Annotated in this window: 18 protein-coding genes; 9 read left to right on the plus strand and 9 right to left on the minus strand. The window is 53.7% G+C overall.

Annotation, left to right across the window (positions count from 1 at the left end; translation table 11 throughout):
- Positions 1–62: 62 nt before the first annotated feature.
- The 8 genes from ACSV5M_RS01255 to ACSV5M_RS01290 are packed head-to-tail and all read left to right on the plus strand — an operon-like array spanning position 63 to position 6,906.
- Positions 63–554 (plus strand): Na+/H+ antiporter subunit E, encoded by a 492-nt coding sequence (locus ACSV5M_RS01255; protein ID WP_439173599.1) that lies wholly within the window; start codon positions 63–65, stop codon positions 552–554.
- Entirely contained in the window at positions 551–802 is a 252-nt protein-coding gene (locus ACSV5M_RS01260) for a monovalent cation/H+ antiporter complex subunit F (protein WP_439173600.1), read from the plus strand. Before ACSV5M_RS01255 ends, ACSV5M_RS01260 begins: the two co-directional genes overlap by 4 nt.
- Positions 795–1,127 (plus strand): cation:proton antiporter, encoded by a 333-nt coding sequence (locus ACSV5M_RS01265; RefSeq protein ID WP_439173602.1) that lies wholly within the window; start codon positions 795–797, stop codon positions 1,125–1,127. Before ACSV5M_RS01260 ends, ACSV5M_RS01265 begins: the two co-directional genes overlap by 8 nt.
- Entirely contained in the window at positions 1,124–2,038 is a 915-nt protein-coding gene (locus ACSV5M_RS01270) for a hydrogenase subunit MbhD domain-containing protein (protein WP_439173604.1), read from the plus strand. The genes ACSV5M_RS01265 and ACSV5M_RS01270 overlap by 4 nt, the downstream gene beginning before the upstream one ends.
- Positions 2,035–2,319 (plus strand): NADH-quinone oxidoreductase subunit K, encoded by a 285-nt coding sequence (locus ACSV5M_RS01275; protein WP_439173606.1) that lies wholly within the window; start codon positions 2,035–2,037, stop codon positions 2,317–2,319. The genes ACSV5M_RS01270 and ACSV5M_RS01275 overlap by 4 nt, the downstream gene beginning before the upstream one ends.
- Positions 2,316–3,740: a complex I subunit 5 family protein gene (locus ACSV5M_RS01280; protein ID WP_439173607.1), complete on the plus strand. Its 1,425-nt coding sequence runs from the start codon at positions 2,316–2,318 to the stop codon at positions 3,738–3,740. The genes ACSV5M_RS01275 and ACSV5M_RS01280 overlap by 4 nt, the downstream gene beginning before the upstream one ends.
- Positions 3,737–5,254, plus strand: coding sequence for a complex I subunit 5 family protein (locus ACSV5M_RS01285; protein WP_439173608.1), 1,518 nt, complete (start codon positions 3,737–3,739; stop codon positions 5,252–5,254). The genes ACSV5M_RS01280 and ACSV5M_RS01285 overlap by 4 nt, the downstream gene beginning before the upstream one ends.
- A complete protein-coding gene (locus ACSV5M_RS01290; protein ID WP_439173609.1) occupies positions 5,251–6,906 on the plus strand; it encodes a complex I subunit 5 family protein in 1,656 nt (551 codons plus the stop codon). Before ACSV5M_RS01285 ends, ACSV5M_RS01290 begins: the two co-directional genes overlap by 4 nt.
- Here the strand turns inward: ACSV5M_RS01290 and ACSV5M_RS01295 are convergent.
- From ACSV5M_RS01295 to ACSV5M_RS01335, 9 genes are all read right to left on the minus strand, one after another.
- On the minus strand, positions 6,903–8,132 hold the full coding sequence (locus ACSV5M_RS01295; RefSeq protein ID WP_439173610.1) for an acyltransferase family protein: 1,230 nt from the start codon (positions 8,130–8,132) through the stop codon (positions 6,903–6,905). The two genes, ACSV5M_RS01290 and ACSV5M_RS01295, sit on opposite strands and share 4 nt — an antisense overlap.
- Positions 8,133–8,190: 58 nt before the next feature.
- Positions 8,191–8,925 (minus strand): hypothetical protein, encoded by a 735-nt coding sequence (locus ACSV5M_RS01300; protein WP_439173612.1) that lies wholly within the window; start codon positions 8,923–8,925, stop codon positions 8,191–8,193.
- On the minus strand, positions 8,922–9,803 hold the full coding sequence (locus ACSV5M_RS01305) for an ABC transporter ATP-binding protein (RefSeq protein ID WP_439173613.1): 882 nt from the start codon (positions 9,801–9,803) through the stop codon (positions 8,922–8,924). The genes ACSV5M_RS01300 and ACSV5M_RS01305 overlap by 4 nt, the downstream gene beginning before the upstream one ends.
- Before the next feature lie 35 nt (positions 9,804–9,838).
- A complete protein-coding gene (locus ACSV5M_RS01310) occupies positions 9,839–10,219 on the minus strand; it encodes a GntR family transcriptional regulator (RefSeq protein ID WP_439173614.1) in 381 nt (126 codons plus the stop codon).
- A gap of 227 nt (positions 10,220–10,446) precedes the next feature.
- Positions 10,447–11,547: a PQQ-dependent sugar dehydrogenase gene (locus ACSV5M_RS01315; protein ID WP_439173615.1), complete on the minus strand. Its 1,101-nt coding sequence runs from the start codon at positions 11,545–11,547 to the stop codon at positions 10,447–10,449.
- Entirely contained in the window at positions 11,541–11,996 is a 456-nt protein-coding gene (locus ACSV5M_RS01320; protein ID WP_439173617.1) for a hypothetical protein, read from the minus strand. The genes ACSV5M_RS01315 and ACSV5M_RS01320 overlap by 7 nt, the downstream gene beginning before the upstream one ends.
- Before the next feature lie 40 nt (positions 11,997–12,036).
- Positions 12,037–12,699 carry a hypothetical protein gene (locus tag ACSV5M_RS01325; protein ID WP_439173618.1) on the minus strand — a complete coding sequence of 221 codons (663 nt, stop codon included), beginning with the start codon at positions 12,697–12,699 and terminating at the stop codon, positions 12,037–12,039.
- Positions 12,700–12,701: 2 nt separating this feature from the next.
- Complete coding sequence (locus ACSV5M_RS01330; protein ID WP_439173619.1) at positions 12,702–13,037, minus strand: hypothetical protein; 336 nt, start codon at positions 13,035–13,037, stop codon at positions 12,702–12,704.
- 417 nt (positions 13,038–13,454) lie between these two features.
- The gene (locus tag ACSV5M_RS01335) at positions 13,455–13,874 is read right to left on the minus strand and encodes a winged helix-turn-helix transcriptional regulator (protein ID WP_439173620.1); all 420 of its coding nucleotides are present in this window, start codon (positions 13,872–13,874) and stop codon (positions 13,455–13,457) included.
- Positions 13,875–13,970: 96 nt separating this feature from the next.
- Between ACSV5M_RS01335 and ACSV5M_RS01340 the strand changes: the two genes are divergently transcribed.
- Positions 13,971–14,828 carry an SDR family oxidoreductase gene (locus ACSV5M_RS01340; protein WP_439173621.1) on the plus strand — a complete coding sequence of 286 codons (858 nt, stop codon included), beginning with the start codon at positions 13,971–13,973 and terminating at the stop codon, positions 14,826–14,828.
- Positions 14,829–14,848 lie beyond the last annotated feature (20 nt).

A 14,848-nucleotide genomic window follows, 5' to 3' on the forward strand; every position in this document is an offset into this window, starting at 1 on the left:
ATGTAAGCCGGCCACAAGTAGCGTGGGGCTTGTTCAAAACCGTGCAGAGCAAAGGAACCCTTGTGAAATCGTCGCGTAAACTCCAACAATTGTCCGTTCATGCCGGTTATTGGCTGGCCGTCTACCTAACGCTGTGGGCACTACTCAGCGACGCCAGCGGATGGGGTTTCGGGCTGGCGTTTGCTTTGGCGGCCACTCTGCTTTCGCTGTGGTTAACCTTGCCAACCTGCGGATTGAGGTTTTTCTATTTGCCCCGCTTTCTGGTTTTTTTCGTTTTTGAAACGGCGCTCGGCGCATGGGATGTTGCCCGTCGCGCGCTCCATCCCCAACTGCCACTCAGCCCGGCGTGGGTCATTTACCCGCTGCGCAGCCCAAGCCCCCGGGTGCACTTGCTGTTATCAGCCATGGTCGGCCTGATGCCTGGCACCCTGGCCTCCCACGTCGATAACGACAATCTCTATTTGCACGTACTTGATAAAGAGCAGGATTGGCGCGCAGCGGTAACCCGGATGGAAGCCCATCTAGCGCAATTGCTGGAAGGGGATTATCTATGATCTATCTCGCCGCCATCCTGCTGCTAACGGTCTTTGTCGGGTTATGGCGTGTGTTGCGCGGGCCCGGTCGCGCTGATCGATTGCTGGCCATCCAACTCTTTGGCACCACTGGCACGGCGTTGCTCCTACTCCTGGCGGAATGGCAAGCCGCACCAGCTCTGCGCGATGCAGCGCTGGTTCTGGCTTTACTGGCCGCCGTTTTATCGGCTTCCTTAGTCCAATATCTGCGGGGGCCGGCCGGTGAGTGAGTGGTTACATTGGCTTAGCTGGCTGCTATTGGCGAGTGGCACTTTTTTCTTTGTGGCTGGTACGGCAGGTTTGCTCCGTTTTCCGGATATCTATACCCGTCTTCACGCCGTGACCAAGGCCGATACCCTCGGACTGGGATGTATTGTGCTGGGGCTGTGTTTACGCGCTGAAGCCTGGCAGCCTGTCGTGATGATGCTGCTGATCTGGCTCTTGATCATGGCGTCGGGCGCTACTGCCTGTCAGCTACTGGCGCGTTATGCGCGGGAGGATCAAGCAGCCACCGATATAAGGGAGGCAGATAATGAAGGGGCCGGGCGTCGATGACAGTGTGGCTCTTTGACGGTGCATTGGGCCTTCTGCTGCTGACACTGGCCACGGCGGTGCTGCATGTGCGTCGGCTGTACACCAGCGTTGTCTTGTTCATTGCCTTTGGTTTATTGCTCGCGCTCACCTGGGCCCGGCTGGGCGCCCCGGACCTGGCATTGGCCGAAGCCGCCATCGGTGCGGGCCTGACGGGCGCTCTCCTACTGTCAGCACTGGCGCGCGGCGAAGCTGACACACAGGTGAACACCACCCGGCGGGCCATGGTTCGCTATTTTCCGGCCACGCTTCTCGCCGCGCTTGTATCGCTTGTTCTGCTACGCGCCGTCTGGCCCCTGGCTGAGGGACCGGTGATACTGCCCGCTTTGGTTAACGAACAGCTCCCGGTCAGTGGCGTCGACCACCCGGTAACCGCCGTGCTACTGAATTATCGGGCCTGGGATACCTTGCTGGAGCTGGTGGTACTGCTGTTAGCCCTGCTCGGTGTGCGTCAGTTGCAAACAAGTAAGCTCAACCTTCCCCGACCCTGGCCGCTGTTACTCGCCTGGGGTCAGATGCTGGCCCCGCTGGCGTTGATGGTCGGCGGTTATGTCCTGTGGCGAGGTGCATTCGCACCGGGCGGCGCCTTTCAGGCCGGTGCCATCCTCGCCGCCGGGGCCGTAATCCTGCGGCTCTGCCATCTCTTGCCACCACTGCGCTGGGACTATTGGTTAACCCGTTTACTGGTCCTTATCGGCGTGGCAGTGTTTGTCGCGGTGGGGGGATTCTGCGCGTACCTTGGGACCGGCTGGCTCATCTACCCTACTGCCTGGGCAGGCCGCTTGATAATGATCATTGAAATAGCGGCCACCCTCTCCATCGCGACTACCCTGACCCTGCTGGTGGTAGGAGAGCAGGAGGAGCTAGATCCATGACGCTCTTTTATCTCGCCATCGGTGTCGGGTTGTTTTTGCTGGGGCTCCACAGCCTGCTGGTGCAACACCAACCGCTGCGGTTGATCATCGCCATCAACATCATGGGCAGCGGCGTGTTCATGGTAATGGTAGCCTTGGCCCGACGCAGCGAAGACACCGATCCGGTGTTACACGCGCTGGTGGTTACCGGGTTGGTGGTCGCCATCAGTGCAACAGCCTTTGCTTTACGCCTGGCCAGCCATCTGCTGGCGCGTGGAAAAAAGCCGGAGGGCGATCTATGAATTTCGCCCTGATCAGCTTGCTTATCCCCCTGTTGATGGCGCTGTTTCTGCTGGTGTCGCAGATGCGGGCGGGCTGGTGGATGATGGCCTCCAGTCTACTCAGCTTGCTGGCCGCTCTGGGCGCATTGCAAAGTGTCATCGATGACGGCAGCCAATGGCTGAACCTGGGCGGATGGGATAGTCCACTGGCGATCCGCTTTCATCTGATGCCGGTCTCGGCACTCCTGCTGGTATTCACGGCGCTGATTCATCTGCTGGTAGCCGTGTATGCTGAACGCAGTCGCCACAGCCAGACCCGACGTACCGATTTCTGGCCGCTCGCCAGCCTGTTGCACGGGAGCCTGGCGGCGCTGTGGCTTTCCAACGATCTGTTCAACTGGTACATCACGCTCGAACTTCTGGGCCTGGTGGCCGTGGCGATGGTGACCATTTCCGGTCCCAAGGCTTATTGGCCCGCGTTGCGCTACTTGTTGCTCTCGCTGGTGGCATCTCTGTTCTACCTGCTTGGTGTGGCACTACTTTATGGCCGTTATGGTGTGTTGGATCTGGCGTTGCTGACCAAGCTCACCCAGGCTGACCCTGGCACTCAGGCGGCGCTCGTCCTGATGACGTTGGGATTAATGCTCAAAGCGGCTTTTTGGCCACTGCATTTATGGCTGCCGCCGGCCCACGCCAGCGCCCCCACCGCTGTCAGTGCCCTGCTGTCTGCCCTAGTGGTGAAAGGTCCGCTGTTTATCCTGTGGATGTTGTGGAGCGAGTTAGCCCCGGCGGAGTTGGGCCGGCAGGCAGGTCCCGTTATTGCGGTAGCCGGGGTGTTGGCGCTGATCTTCGGCGGCTGGTCGGCGTGGCGTGCACCCTTTATTAAAATCATGGTGGCCTATTCGACCGTGGCGCAGTTGGGCTACGCCATGCTGGCACTGGGGCTGCTTTTGCATTGGCAGAAGCCGGAACTGCACGTCGCCCTATGGCTGTTTGTGCTGGCCCATGGTTTGGCTAAAGTGTCGATGTTTCTCGCCGCCGGCGAAATGCAGGCGACGCTTGGCAGCAAGAGCGTCGCCTGCCTGAAGGGAGCTACGCAGACCATGCCTATCGCGATGTTTGCCTTTGCGGTCGCTGGCGGCAGCTTGATTGGCCTGCCGCCCAGCGGCGGATTTCTTGCCAAGTGGGTATTGCTGCGCCCCTTACTGCTCGAACCCGCCCACTGGCCTTGGGCAGCCGGGGTGCTGATCGGTACGTTAATCAGCGCCGCCTATGTGTTTCGTATCGTGGCCTTATCCTTTGATCGCGCCAGCCCGACGCACCCGGATTACCATCCTGATCGCTTTGCCCAATGGCTCGCGCTGCTGCCGGCACTCTGTGTGTGGGGCATGGCTTTGATCAGTGATTCACTGATCCTGTGGCTCACAGGGGTGACGGGATGATCCAGTCCACTGCCAATTTCTTGCCTCTGTTGATGGTCCTCAGCTCTCTGGTGCCGGGTTTGATTATCTTTTCTCTGCGGGAGGATCAGCATGGTCTGCGCACTTTGCTTAACCTGAGCGGCGTGCTCGCCAAGCTGGGGCTGACCGGGTTGATGATCTACGGCGTGAGCCAGGGCATGAGTTTCCGTTTTGCGGTGCCCTTTGTTCCCGGCGGTGAGCTCATCCTGCAAGCCGACGCGCTATCGCTGCAGTTTGTTAGCCTCTCCGCCATTCTTTGGCTGGCCACCACGGTATATGCCATCGGCTATCTGGAAGGTTCGCCCCTGCGATCCCGTTTTTTTGGCTACTTCAGTTTATGCGTCAGCGCCACGGTGGGGCTGGCGCTGGCGGGTAACCTGGTGAGTTTTCTGCTGTTTTACGAGCTGCTAACCCTTGCGACATTTCCCCTGGTAGTGCACCGGGGCACGCGCGATTCGTTGCGTGCCGGGCGTATCTATCTGGCTTATACCCTCGGCGGCGGTACGTTGGTATTGATGGGTGTAGCGCTTCTTCATACTCTGATCGGCAGCCCGGACTTCGTGCCGGGCGGTTATCTCAAACCCTTGGTAGAAAATCACCCGTTCAGCCTGACCCTGGCGTTTGTGCTCCTGATGGCCGGCTTAGGTGTTAAGGCTGCGCTGATCCCCTTGCACGGCTGGCTGCCGCAGGCCATGGTCGCCCCGGCGCCAGTAAGCGCCTTGTTACACGCGGTGGCGGTGGTTAAAGCGGGCGCTTTTGGCATTATCCGCGTCGTGTGCGATGTGTTCGGGGTGGAGCCGGTACAAGCGCTTGATCTGGCGCAACCGCTACTATGGCTTGCGGCAGCCACAATTCTTTATGCCTCACTCAGAGCCTTGCAACAACACGAGATTAAAAAGCGACTGGCTTACTCCACCGTCAGCCAGGTGTCCTATATCATCCTCGGTATTGCCCTGCTCGGACCCATTGCCGCCATCGGTGCTCTGGTGCATCTGGTGCACCAGGGACTAATGAAAGTGACGCTGTTTTACTGTGCGGGTAACTTCGCTGAAACGCTACATGTACACCATGTACGCGAGATGGACGGCATCGGGCGGCGCATGCCACTGACCATGGCGGCTTTTACCCTGGGTGCTTTAGGGATGATCGGGGTGCCGCCCATCGCTGGTTTTATCAGTAAATGGTACCTGGGTGTGGGGGCCCTGGAGGTCGGGCAGGCGTGGGTATTGCTGGTGCTGGTCGGTTCCGGTCTGTTGAACGCTGCCTATTTTCTGCCGCTGGTTTATCGGGGTTGGTTTGCTGAACCGTCGCAGGCATGGTCGGAAGACGCTCACCTCGGCAGCGGCACGCGCGGTTGGCGTGAAACCCACTGGATGCTGCTGTTACCCACCCTGTTTACCGCCAGCCTCTCCCTGTTAGCTGGAGTACTTGCCGGGACGGATTTCAGTCCCCTCACCTGGGCCCAATTGATCATAGCCACGGAGTTTGCGCCATGAATGCGGTGGTCTGGCTTGTCATTCCGATGGCTCCTTTGGTCACGGCATGCATGCTGCTGTGCTGGCGCGATCGGGTTGCGCCCTGGTTGTGGCTGAGCTGCTTGCCGGCACTGCTCGCCGCCATGTTTCCGCCCGCTGCGCTGCCGTTGCCAGCACTCTGGCCCGGTGCACAATGGGGTGCGCCGGACATGGTCGCGCGCGCTTTTCTCGGGTTCACCGCGTTATTGTGGGGCTGCGCCAGTCTTTATGCCTTTGCTTATCACAAAACCGATCCGCATCGCCTGCGCTTTTTCAGCTTCTGGTTGCTGTCGTTAAGCGGCAATTTGTTATTGATAATCGCGCAGGACGGCGCCAGCTTTTACGTCGGCTTCACGGTGATGAGTCTCGCGGCTTATGGGCTCATTATTCATCAAGCCGGGCCGGCTCCGCGCCAGGCAGGGCGGCTCTATCTCCAACTCGCCGTGCTAGGCGAGATGTTGCTTTATGTCGGGCTTATGCTGCGGATTCACGAGGTGGGCGGCGTCTACGGCTTTACCGATTGGCAGACGGCGCCGCTGGGCGGAGTTACCGCCGTGCTGATCCTGACCGGGTTTGGTATTAAAGCCGGCTTCTGGCCGCTCCATGTATGGTTGCCGCTGGCGCACCCCGCTGCTCCGGCAGCGGCCAGTGCGGTGTTATCGGGCGCGATGATCAAGGCCGGGATTCTTGGTTTGTGGCGTTTTATGCCGGATAGCGATGGATGGCTGGTTGATTGGTCAACAGTGCTGTTTGCCATCGGGATGGTCAGCGCTTTTTACGGCGTGGCGCTCGGGCTGGTACAAACCAAAGCCAAGGCGGCTTTGGCCTACTCATCTGTGAGTCAGGTGGGATACCTGCTGGCTATACTCGCCCTCGCTTGGTATCAGCCAGAAGCACGCGCTTTATGGGGCACATTGCTAGCGCTCTATGCCGTGCATCACGGACTGGCCAAGGGTGCTTTGTTTATGGGTGCGGGGCTTGCGTCCAGTTACCGGCTCAACCCGCTGCATGGCTTTTTGATGTTGATACCAGCCTTGGCCATTGCCGGCGCGCCCATCACCAGCGGCGCCGCCGTTAAAACCTTGTTTAAAAAACAGCTGGACCAAAGCCTGCTAAACGAATGGCTACCACTCCTTACCCTGGGTGCACTGGCTACCGCCTTAGTCCTGGCGCGAGCACTCTGGTTGATGCGACATGCCCAAAACGCCGCGCCATCAACGCCGGCAGCCCGGACATTGATCCTTCCTTGGGCGTTACTGTGCCTGATGCCGCTGTTGCTTCCTCTGCTATGGCCCGAGCTGCGCGCTACCTGGCTGGCGAGCCTCAGCCTTCACGCCATCTGGGCAACCTTCTGGCCCCTGCTGTTTGCACTTGCGCTGACGTTGCTGGCGATACGCTGCGGCTGGACAATACCCTATCGACTAACGCATTTGCCCAACCCGGCGCGCTATCTTTCACTGCAGTTATTTCGGCTAGTAAAACGTCCGCCGGTACCGCCGCTGGAGCCGAGGGTTGATGCTGTACGCTGGCGCGCCCGGGAACGCCGTTGGAATCACTTTTGGCAACAAAACATTATGACCTTGAGTGCGTGGATCTTGTGTGGATTACTGCTGCTGGGTTGGGCGACCGGTTAAGGTGCACCACCGCTTCCATCAGCCACCGGTAGCGCCCCGGTTTTATGGGTGGCTTTCTTTCGCCCATTCAACATCCATCCAATCGGCGTCCAGCGGACCAACGCGATATAACTCATGGCGCCGATTGCCAATGTGATGCCCACTGATGCCGTATATTTCATCAGCAAGCTCCAGTCCAGATCCATTAGTTGATACTGCACCGCAAATAACAGGGGCAAGTGGATAATGTAGATCCAGTAAGAACTGTCCGAGAAAAAACGCATGACCGAATTGTGGGCATTTAAATAACGTTTGCCGAGCACCAGACAGACCAGCGTCATCCATACCGAAATATAGGCTTCGCCGATTTTTAACAACACGTTTATTGGGAGCTCAACAGGCACCGGCGGAAAGCTGATTTGTTTGGGAATAACATAATAGTAAAGCGCGTAAACCAGAATACTTACCCCGAGCAACGTCCAACCGTAGGGCAGAAATTTTTCAATGAATTGCCCATCGCGACATATCCAATAACCAAGAGCAAAGAAAATACCGAAGAAACCGAATGACCATAATTGCGGCAACAACTGATCCGGCGCAGGAAAAGGCGATGAAACAGACATCAGTGCCGGCAACAGCAACAGCGGAAACAGCAAGATAAAGTGCAACGGCTTGATGCCCTTAAACAGATTAAATAATCGTGTCCAGTTCAGGTAGCTCAACGCCCAGGTCAGGATGCAAAAAAACACCAGATTGTATAAAAACCATAGATGCATTGTGGAAAACGGCGGCGGCTGCGAGCCAGGTGTTGCGATGGCCTGCGCAATCATCAACAGCATGGGCGATTTATTTTCCACCGTCGCAACCGCCGACATCATTGGTGCCACAATCGCCCACAAACATAACGGCAAGAAAATAATAAACGGTAATAGAATTCGTTTGGCACGATTAGCCAGCATCCCGCCCATCCTTCGCTTATTCACCAGATACGCCACAAAAAATCCGGCAACGACAAAAAAAAGCGGCATTCTGAACAGATGTGAAAACCAACTCACGATATCGACGAGTTCAGATTGTTGACTATCTGCCGTCAACCAAAGGTGATGCAACATCGGGCTGTAAGCAAGCGCGGCATGGAAAAAGACACCGCCGATCATGGCCAATGCGCGCAGATTATCAAGATAATGTAAACGGGTTCTTTCGGTCTGCAGCTTTTCATAGACGTGTGAAGACTCTGTGGAGTTCATAACGACCACCTCTTGAGACGATTAGGGAATCCCTGACGAATCAGGGTTGACGTGCTTGTTAGAAGAAGACTTTCTTTCGGGATCGGAGATACAGGGTGCCGAATAGCAGCAGCAGGATCGCGAGAATCTCGCCGGATAGAACAAGCGATGCTGTATCGGTCCAGATAAAATTTTCGCCTTGGCTAATACCGATATTCGGCGAGCGGGCTAAAAAATATAACGCAGGATTTAACAAGCAATTGAGACCAATCATCACCATCAGAAACGCGGCTTCGGTCTCAGTAAACATGGTGACGCTCCAGCAGATGCAGTGATTGACGGCAATCAACACACACACCAGCAGCGTAAAAGCCAGGAGCCCATCCGGTAAGGGTGTCAGCAAGATAACGCCCGTTGTCACCGTGACTAACAACAGCCAGGGCACAAAGAAGAGCACCATATTTGATAAAAATTTCGCCATGGCATAGTCGGCGGGTGATACCGGCAAGCTCATCACAAATGCCAGGGTTTGTTCTTTTCGTTCATTGATCATGGTGACGGATAACTGGTGGTTGCCCAACGCCACCAACATGGTGATGAACATGATTGAACCCATAAAGAATTGCCATTCGCCCAGGCTGAGGATGCTCAACGAAAAGATGCCGCCACCTACGTAGATCGCGAGTAATTTCCGGTTCAAGTACCAATCTTTATAAACCAGTTGTTTGATCACCGGCATATTCAATGTGAGGCGATTCGCTGATGGATGGATACTGACGGGATTGTTATTTGCTGTATCAATTATCGGATTCATTGTTTTGCAACCTCCCGCACACTTGCGATAAAAATCTGCTCCAATGTCATGCGCTCCACCTGCGACACCTGCAGCCCTTGCGCGCTGAGTCTGGCAAGCATGGCTTTGTCAAAGCCCCTGATCTTGATTTCGTGCAGCGAGCCATTACTTTTTAATTCCGCCACACCGGGTAAATCCAACGGCTGATTGAGCGTGCCCGAGCACATGACTCTGCGCCACCCTTCGATGTACGTTTCTTTGTCCTGACAGGCGAGGGTTTTGCCTTTGTGCAAAAACGTAATCGAATCCGACAGCTGCTCTACATCCTGGGTGCTGTGCGAGGAAAATAAGACACTGCGGTTTTCATCGCGCAGAATTTCTGCCAATTCAGACAAAACTTCGTAACGCGAGACCGGATCAAGACCGGTAGTAGGTTCATCCAGAATGACCAGGCGCGGACGCCGCGCCAGCAATAGAATTAAACTTGCTTTAACGCGCTGACCGTGTGAATAGCTTTTGGCTTTTTGCTCGGCATTCATATCGAATTTTTTTAATAAATGCTCTGCGTATAAAGGGTCCCACGAAGGAAAAATTGATTGGATAAAGCGCATATGCCAACGCAGATTCTCCGCGCCGTACAGGCGCATATCCTCGGCGGCGTAACCAATATTTTCCTTTGCCAGAACTTGATGCTCCGGCAGGCGATAACCCAACACGCTGACATCGCCCGCATCCGGCTGGATCAAACCCATTACTAAACGAAGCATCGTGGACTTTCCGGCGCCATTCACACCGACCAATCCCATCACCTGCCCCACTGGCAAGTGCAAATCGAGATTATCCAGATAAAACTCCGGATAACGTTTGCAGACCTGATTAAATTCAATAGCGTTTTGCATAACCCTATCCCAATAATTCCGTTAAACATGTTGTGCTAGCGAACTTTGCCCAATGCTTTTTTAACCTGCGCCAGGATCTCCGTATCGCTCAAACCCAATCGCTTCATGCAGCTAATAAAATTGTCCAAGGTCTTTTCCAGTTCGGCTTTCGTCAATTCCGTGGTTAAATCAGCGCTGTCTGCCACAAAGGATCCGCGCCCGGCCTGGGTCACGATCACCCCTTCCTGTTCCAGTTCGGTATATGCACGTTTGACTGTAATAACACTCACCTTGGTGACAACACTCAATTCCCGAATGGAAGGCAAGGGGTGCCCCGCCGGCCAATCGCCCGCACGAACCTTTTGCTTTATTTGCTCCATGATCTGCAGATACATGGGCCGACTATCATTCTGCGAAAGAAATAGTGCTTCGGTCACGCAAACCCCATCTGTATATATACGATATGCACAGTATATACAGATATACACAGCTGGCAAGCAGTTTAGTCAGGTTTGTTGAGGAGGTGTCTGGAAAGGCGGGATTTCACGGACGGCGTTTTGGAAAGATTACGGAGGCGGTTAAACGAACTGTGTTTTTCAACCGGGTTGATTACTGATGCGGCACAAGGGGTTAGGCTCGAATTTTTTCACGTCGAGCCAAACAATCACGGCCGGGGCGTCACCTTAAGCAACCGCCCTTCCCGGCTATCCGTTAATAAATAAATCGCCCCATCCGGACCGGTACGCACAGCGCGAATACGTTCGTTCATATCGGCAAATAAAATATCAACTTGTTCAGCGCCTTTGTCCGTAAGGCGAACGCGGTAAACCGCTTTGGCAGCAAGCGCGGCGACCAGCAAATCCCCTTGCCACTCGGGGAATAAGGTTCCTTGATACAAGGTCATATCCGCAGGCGCGATGGACGGCGTCCAGTAAAGTAAGGGAGCTTCGAAACCCGAGAGGTCAGTAAACGGTGTAACCCGCGCGCCGGTGTAATCAATGCCGTGGCTGACCAGGGGCCAGCCGTAATTGCGGCCAGCGCGAATCCAATTGATTTCATCGCCACCTTTGGGACCGTGTTCATTCGCGAGAATACGATGGTGTTGATGGTCGTAAACCAGCCCTTGCACATTGCGATGACCCAGGCTGAATAATTCCGGTGCGGCATCGGTTTGATCAACGAAAGGATTATCCGCGGGCGTGCTGCCATCGGCATTCAAGCGCAGAATCTTGCCCAGATGATTGCGTGGATTCTGGGCTTCTTCGCGATAATCAAAACCATCACCCAAGGTCAGCACCAGCGTGTTATCCGGCAAGAATACCATGCGCCCGCCGTAATGGGCGGCGCCCTTGCGCATCGGTTTTGCAGCAAAGATCTGCTGCGTGTTGTGCAAATTGTTGTTATTCAACTCCGCGCGCGCTAAACACAAGGTATTCGCATTGTGAGTACCGCAGGTGTAGCTGAGATAAACCTGCCCACTGCTGGCAAAATCCGGGGCGAGTAATACATCGAACAAGCCGGATTGACCTTGTGCAAAAACCTCAGGTACACCACTCACGGCATGCAGCTTGCCCTCCAGATCCAGTAACCGCAAACGCCCGGGTCGCTCGCTGATGAGTAACCGACCATCCGGTAAAAAAGCCAGGGACCAAGGAAATTCCAACCCCTCGGCAAGGGTGTCGATACGAAACTTTTGCTGGCTATGCACCGTTAAACTGGCCACAAAAATCAGGCTCGCAACCACTGCACGAAGCAAACTCAACATACGTCACCCCGGCGATATCCTCGCGTAAAAAACCAACCACCCAATGCACCACCGCTCATCATCAATAAAGTACCGACAATACCTCGCGTCGCAGCGATCAAGGTCGGCATAGGCGCAACAGCATCGACCAATTTGAAGGTTATTAATAACGATAAAGCACCAGCGGAAATGAAAATCAGATAGCGAAGGCGCGGCCAATGTCGGGTAAGAAAATGCGCGAACAACAAGGCGGGAATGAACGCGGTAAACACCATGGCGACATACACCGGACCAAAACCCAGCAGATCCTGGATGGTGACATCCAGGCGCAACGCGGGTGGGATTTTTGCACCGAGGTTAATCAGTGCCGCCAGGTTGATTTGGGTTTGAGCGATGCAGCCTGCAACAGCGGCTATCAGTACAGCTTGGACAAATCGCACAGTGGAAGATAAGAAATTTCTAGTATTCATTAATGGATGTATCCAAATACCTTCAAAACATCAAGCCTTACTATATCTTTAATTTAGCTAGGTGAAGGTTAGTTTTAAATTTTCGCTCATCAGTACCGTCATTCGAACCCACAAAGAAAACATGTTTAGTTTTATCATCGGTCGTAATTGATTCCGCATTACCACTTTTTAACGCTTCATGCAGGTCCTGTTTTGGTATTTTAGGGTTTATGCTATTGCTGAATATCCAGAAATTAACATTCCCGCTAACACCAAGTTTCCTAGCCGCTTCAACTAACGCTTTGCAAACCTTGGAATAAAGCGCTTTATTTGCGCGAACCAGCGCTTGTAACTCCATTTCATTTTCGCGTTCTGCGTTGAGGTTTTTCACATAAACCTCACCAATTAATTCTTTTGCACTGATCTTAAAATATTTTTTTGCGATTGATACAGCTATGAAAATATCACCCGAGTTAGAAGCATCAATACCAAACACCCAAACCTCTTTATCGATAATAGCTGCATCTTTGGTCACACCACTGATCATTTCCGTAAAGGGTGATGCGTTTTTAGGATATTTTGCTTTCCACACCCCGATGCTGTCCAAGGTCGTGCGTAATACATACTTTTTGATCTTTTGACCACCATCGAGAACTAAATTAACGTCCGTTTTGTAATCCAGATTCCCTTCAGCGATCGACATTGCTCCTTGTGATTCACTCATGATCAATCCTCCTCGCAATCCAATGCTTCCGATGAAATGCCGCACGTGTAGTGAATTCTATCGCTTTCCAATGCCTTACCCGCTGCTGCATTGATCTGTCGGTTCTCCAGAGAATCTCCGATGAAGTTTTTGGGGTCCCATTGCTCGCACTTCCAAAGTTCCATAATCTCCATCTTCCGGCTTTCGAGGTAACTATCGAACTTTGTTAATGCTTCTCTCATATTGGAGGCTGGCACTACACCCACACCCAGCATAAATGTTGAACCATCAAGATTCTCAGTTGAGTCCGGCGCTAAAGAAGCTTTATGATGTAAGAGCCAAACTGATTGAATTTTCATTTCCACAATCCCTCCCAGGGCATCCAGATAGATATCTATGTTAACGAACCATTAAAACATTCTACTCATTAGGATTCAGATACTGGAGAAATGAGCCCAGCTCTATCAACCTCTTGAAGATATGCCGCCTTTAAGAATGAAGCATCAATCCAAGGTGGTTCGCCATAAGAGAGCAGCTCCGCTTCTAAAGCTTGCCTTGGTGAACAACCATAATTACGGCACTCGAGTTCTATTTGAATTTGCTCAGGCGCAGTTGGGTAATGTCCAGAGCTCAAAAATTTAATTGATAGCTGAATGTTGTAATTACGTAGAGAGTACGGATAGAGCGCTCGCCTTGGAATTCCGTAGTCACATACAAGAGGATCTTTGGCTCCCTTGTATTGAGAATTGCATTTATGACAAGCTGAGGTGAGATTTTTAATACCCCGAGCTATCGAGCCCTTCCTCCTTCCTTGCCAAAATCTTCCCCAAATTCACCTCAATCCAATCCGCCAAATCCGCCACTTTCTCGCTTACCTGTTCGCCCAATGGCGTTAAACAATATTCCACATGCGGTGGTACGACGGGGTAGGAAATTCGCTGGACAAAGCCGTCACCTTCTAACGCTTGCAGCGTTTGTGCGAGCATTTTTTCGCTGATGCCGTCGACCTTGCGGCGCAGTTCGCTGAAACGATGGGTGCCGCTACGCAGGGCGATTAAGAGTAATACGCCCCAGCGACCGGTGACGTGGTTAAGTATGGCGCGCGAGGGGCATTGGTCGGCCATGACATCGCCGCGCATGAGCTTGCTACTGAGAGTTTCCGGCGTGGTTTCTAACCTGGCGGGTTTGGGGCTCATTTTATGCTTACCTTTTTGTGCGTACTTACTAAAAGTTAGCTTGGTTGGTATTGTGGCAACTTCTTCTACCGAATTCCACTGAAAAGGGGTTTTACCATGATTATGGTTACTGGCGCTTCTGGGCAACTGGGCCGTTTAGTTATTGCTGCGCTGCTGAAAAAATTACCTGCAAACGACATCGGCGTTGCCGTCCGCAGTCCCGAAAAGGTCGCCGATCTGGCGGCGCTGGGTGTGCAGGTGCGTTTGGCGGATTACGATAAGCCCGAAACGCTGGTGAGTGCATTCACAGGTGTCGAGAAGTTGTTGCTGATTTCTGCCAATGAAGTCGGACGCCGGGTGCCGCAGCATCACGCGGTGATTGAAGCGGCGAAACGTGCGAGTGTTCGTTTGCTTGTGTATACGAGTATTTTGCATGCTGATACATCGCCTTTGCCATTGGCCGCTGAGCATAAGGAAACCGAACAGTTGATTCGCGCTTCAGGTATTCCGTTCGTGTTCTTGCGCAACGGTTGGTATACCGAGAATTATCTGGCAAGCGTTCCCAACGCGCTCCAGTCTGGTTTCGTATTTGGCAGTGCCGGTGACGGACGCATCAGTTCTGCCGCGCGAACAGATTATGCTGACGCCGCAGTGGTAGTGCTTACGGAGGAAGGTCAAGCCGGGCGCATTTATGAACTGGCTGGCGATGATTCCTATTCGTTGGCCGAGTTCGCCGCTGCAATTGCCCGTCAATCAGGAAAGCAGGTGACCTACCACAATTTGCCCGAGGCAGATTATAAAGCAGCATTAATCGGCGCCGGTTTACCGGATGGCTTTGCCACACTCATTGCTGAATCAGATACAGGTGCAGGGAAAGGCGGACTGCTTGATGATAGCCATCAACTCAGCCGATTGATTGGCCGACCGACAACACCTTTGGTCAAGATGGTTGAAGCGGCCGTTAAAGGTTCGTAAACCTCTCGAGGTAAAATGCG

This window comes from Cellvibrio sp. ARAG 10.3 (assembly GCF_051846955.1).
Taxonomy (GTDB): domain Bacteria; phylum Pseudomonadota; class Gammaproteobacteria; order Pseudomonadales; family Cellvibrionaceae; genus Cellvibrio.

Bases quoted from the DNA above. Each gene is read 5' to 3' on its own strand.
- ACSV5M_RS01260 (WP_439173600.1), top strand. From the start codon at position 551: ATGATCTATCTCGCCGCCATCCTGCTGCTAACGGTCTTTGTCGGGTTA.
- ACSV5M_RS01270 (WP_439173604.1), top strand. From the start codon at position 1,124: ATGACAGTGTGGCTCTTTGACGGTGCATTGGGCCTTCTGCTGCTGACA.
- ACSV5M_RS01275 (WP_439173606.1), top strand. From the start codon at position 2,035: ATGACGCTCTTTTATCTCGCCATCGGTGTCGGGTTGTTTTTGCTGGGG.
- ACSV5M_RS01280 (WP_439173607.1), top strand. From the start codon at position 2,316: ATGAATTTCGCCCTGATCAGCTTGCTTATCCCCCTGTTGATGGCGCTG.
- ACSV5M_RS01285 (WP_439173608.1), top strand. From the start codon at position 3,737: ATGATCCAGTCCACTGCCAATTTCTTGCCTCTGTTGATGGTCCTCAGC.
- ACSV5M_RS01290 (WP_439173609.1), top strand. From the start codon at position 5,251: ATGAATGCGGTGGTCTGGCTTGTCATTCCGATGGCTCCTTTGGTCACG.
- ACSV5M_RS01295 (WP_439173610.1), bottom strand. From the start codon at position 8,132: ATGAACTCCACAGAGTCTTCACACGTCTATGAAAAGCTGCAGACCGAA.
- ACSV5M_RS01300 (WP_439173612.1), bottom strand. From the start codon at position 8,925: ATGAATCCGATAATTGATACAGCAAATAACAATCCCGTCAGTATCCAT.
- ACSV5M_RS01305 (WP_439173613.1), bottom strand. From the start codon at position 9,803: ATGCAAAACGCTATTGAATTTAATCAGGTCTGCAAACGTTATCCGGAG.
- ACSV5M_RS01315 (WP_439173615.1), bottom strand. From the start codon at position 11,547: ATGTTGAGTTTGCTTCGTGCAGTGGTTGCGAGCCTGATTTTTGTGGCC.
- ACSV5M_RS01320 (WP_439173617.1), bottom strand. From the start codon at position 11,996: ATGAATACTAGAAATTTCTTATCTTCCACTGTGCGATTTGTCCAAGCT.
- ACSV5M_RS01325 (WP_439173618.1), bottom strand. From the start codon at position 12,699: ATGAGTGAATCACAAGGAGCAATGTCGATCGCTGAAGGGAATCTGGAT.
- ACSV5M_RS01330 (WP_439173619.1), bottom strand. From the start codon at position 13,037: ATGAAAATTCAATCAGTTTGGCTCTTACATCATAAAGCTTCTTTAGCG.
- ACSV5M_RS01335 (WP_439173620.1), bottom strand. From the start codon at position 13,874: ATGAGCCCCAAACCCGCCAGGTTAGAAACCACGCCGGAAACTCTCAGT.
- ACSV5M_RS01340 (WP_439173621.1), top strand. From the start codon at position 13,971: ATGATTATGGTTACTGGCGCTTCTGGGCAACTGGGCCGTTTAGTTATT.